This is a genomic window from Gordonia asplenii, assembly GCF_012933505.1.
Lineage (GTDB): Bacteria > Actinomycetota > Actinomycetes > Mycobacteriales > Mycobacteriaceae > Gordonia > Gordonia asplenii.
Genome location: NZ_JABBNB010000071.1, coordinates 1 through 1,867 on the forward strand (window position 1 = coordinate 1; position 1,867 = coordinate 1,867).

A 1,867-nucleotide genomic window follows, 5' to 3' on the forward strand; every position below is an offset into this window, starting at 1 on the left:
CGAGCTTCGGTGTAGTACGCCCAGCATGGGCATTCGCTTGAAGGTGGAAGTCCTTTGGAGGTGAAGGTGGTTTAACTCCTAGTGGAAGGCAACTGCGTCGTCGTGAGGCGGGGTGGGAAGGAAGCTGGATACGAAATCCTGCACCGAGGTATACGAATCGCATGTGAGGCATGCCAGTTGGGGTGAGCCAGCTACACGTGGTGAAGCCCGTTCCATCGAAGCGGTTGGTGTGTATATGCGGCGGTTGTAGGAGGACAGTGAATGTTCTTATCTGGGGAGGTCTGTTCTGGTGCGGCACGGTGTGCAGCGGCATTGCTTGTGAAGGTGGTGTTGACGGGGCAGAAGTCAGCAGAGGTCGTAGTACCGGCGGGAATGTGGTGTTTGTCGGGAAGGGCTGAACGTTGGGAATTGATTGTTCGAAGCGGCATTTCTCGTGATGTTTGCGATGATCGCAGCCAACCCACAACGGTAGGTGTGTGGGGTAGTCGATGTGGAGGGACCGGTGAATCTGGGAATGCCGTCGTCTGCGCGTAGTGAGGGTCCGGTGGGTGTCGGGGAGGACGTCAGGGGTGGGCAGGATGTGTGGGGTCGGGTTTTCGATGCCGATAATCTGCTTGCTGCGGTGAAACGTGTTGAGCGTAATCGGGGTGCTGCGGGTGTGGATGGCATGACGACCGGGCAGTTGCGGGCGTGGTGTGAGACGCATTGGGTGCAGACTCGGGTGGCGTTGGATGCGGGTACGTACCGTCCGTCGCCGGTGCGTCAGGTGTTGATTCCCAAGCCTGATGGGCGGGTGCGGAAGTTGGGGGTGCCGACGGTGGTGGATCGGATGATCCAGCAGGCGCTCGCGCAGGTGCTTATTCCGGTGTTTGATCCGGGGTTTGTGCCGGTCTCGTATGGGTTCCGGCCGGGGAAGAAGGCTCATGATGCTGTGAAGGTCGCCCGGTTGGTGATTGATCAGGGGTATTCGTGGGTGGTCGAGGTTGATTTGGATGCGTTCTTTGATCGGGTCAATCACGATATTCTGATGTCTCGGGTTGCGCGGAAGGTGACCGATAAGCGTGTGTTGCGGTTGATTCGTGCCTATGTTGAGGCGGGGATCATGGTCGATGGTGTGTGTCAACCGGTGACGGAGGGGACTCCGCAGGGGTCGCCGTTGTCGCCGTTGTTGTCGAATATCATGTTGGACGATTTCGATCAGGAGTTCTGGGATCGGGGGCATCGTTTTGTGCGATATGCCGATGATATTCGGATCTTTGTGAAGTCGCAGAGGGCCGCGCAGCGGGCGTTTGAGCAGAGTGTGACGCTGCTTGAGGGTCGGTTGAAGTTGAAGGTGAATCGTGCGAAGTCGTCTATTCAGGTGGCCGCGACGGCGATGTTGTTGGGGTTTGCGTTCTTTCGCCGGGATTCTCAGGTGAAGGTGAAGGTGGCCCCGGCGGCGTTGGTGCGGGCGAGGAATCGTCTGCGGGAGTTGACGTCGCGGCGGTGGAGTGTGTCGATGGCCTATCGGTTGATGCGGATCAACGACTACATTCGGGGCTGGATGGGGTACTTTCGCTTGTCGGAGGCGGCCAGTGTGTTTCGGTCGCTGGACAGGTGGCTTCGCCGGAGACTTCGGCAGGTGCTGTGGGTGCAGTGGAAGAATGGTTCCACGCGGGCGGAGAATCTCCGCAAGTTGGGCATCGCGGCTGACGAGGCCGGGAAGATGGGTCACAGTTCGCGGGGCTACTGGCGGGTGGCTCGCTCGCCGATCATCCACAGAGCATTGCCCAATGAGTACTGGGTCAAACGTGGCCTGCTCACCTTTGAAGATGCCTGGACTCGATTTCATCGACCCAGCGAACCGCCGTATGCGAGGCCCGCACGT

1 protein-coding gene is annotated in these 1,867 nt (G+C 59.1%); it reads left to right on the plus strand.

Features of this window, described 5'->3' with window-relative positions; all coding sequences use genetic code 11:
- Positions 1 to 502 precede the first annotated feature (502 nt).
- Positions 503 to 1,867: group II intron reverse transcriptase/maturase (gene ltrA / locus HH308_RS29220; protein ID WP_312870897.1), on the plus strand; the 1,365-nt coding region annotated here is incomplete at its 3' end.